General features: G+C 47.8%; 2 protein-coding genes. Both read left to right on the top strand.

The window, feature by feature from the left end:
* Positions 1-202 (top strand): DUF1415 family protein (locus ACTHUM_RS17195; protein WP_440403582.1); only part of this gene is annotated, 202 nt, incomplete at its 5' end.
* Positions 203-216: 14 nt separating this feature from the next.
* Positions 217-576: a YbaN family protein gene (locus ACTHUM_RS17190; RefSeq protein WP_070632654.1), complete on the top strand. Its 360-nt coding sequence runs from the start codon at positions 217-219 to the stop codon at positions 574-576.
* The last annotated feature ends 75 nt before the right edge of the window (positions 577-651 follow it).

Genomic DNA, 651 nt, shown 5'->3' with positions numbered 1-651 from the left:
CTACACCAACCGCTCGCCCTATCCGACCTTACATCTTATTCGTGAAGACAGTATTGCCAAAGCGGCTGAAGCATTTCCCAATGCCTCGGCAATTTTCGACCGCAATATCGCGCTGCTGGAAAAAATGGGACATGAGGGCTGGGATAAATTAGACATTCCGCGTTGTCCATTTCCGCATCACAAGCCGTCTGAAAACAAATAATTGGTGACGGGAATATGGTTCGCTATTTATTGATTTTTTGCGGCGCATTGTCTCTTGTCTTGGGCATTATCGGCATTTTCCTGCCATTACTGCCGACTACGCCTTTCATTTTATTGACCGCCGCCTGCTGGGCAAAGGCTTCGCCGCGCTTTCACAATTGGCTGTATCATCACCGCCATTTCGGCCCCATCATACAAAACTGGGAAAACAACGGCGCCGTGCCACGCAAGGCAAAGTTCTTCGCTATCGGCATGATGGCCCTTTCTTGCCTGTTTATGTTTTGGCAATTTCCAGAACGCTGGTGGATTGGTGCCGTATCATCAGTCTTCTGTAGCTGCGTGGCGGTGTGGATGTGGTTACGGCCGGAAGCATAAAATAAAACAGGTGGGCATTTTCGCTTACCTGTTTCTTTATTTTCATACCCAATTTATCCATCAAAACAATCAGTA

The organism is Neisseria sp. P0021.S006, from assembly GCF_051956895.1.
The sequence above is the reverse complement of the archived record's forward strand: the minus strand, read 5'-3'. Positions and strand labels throughout refer to the sequence as shown.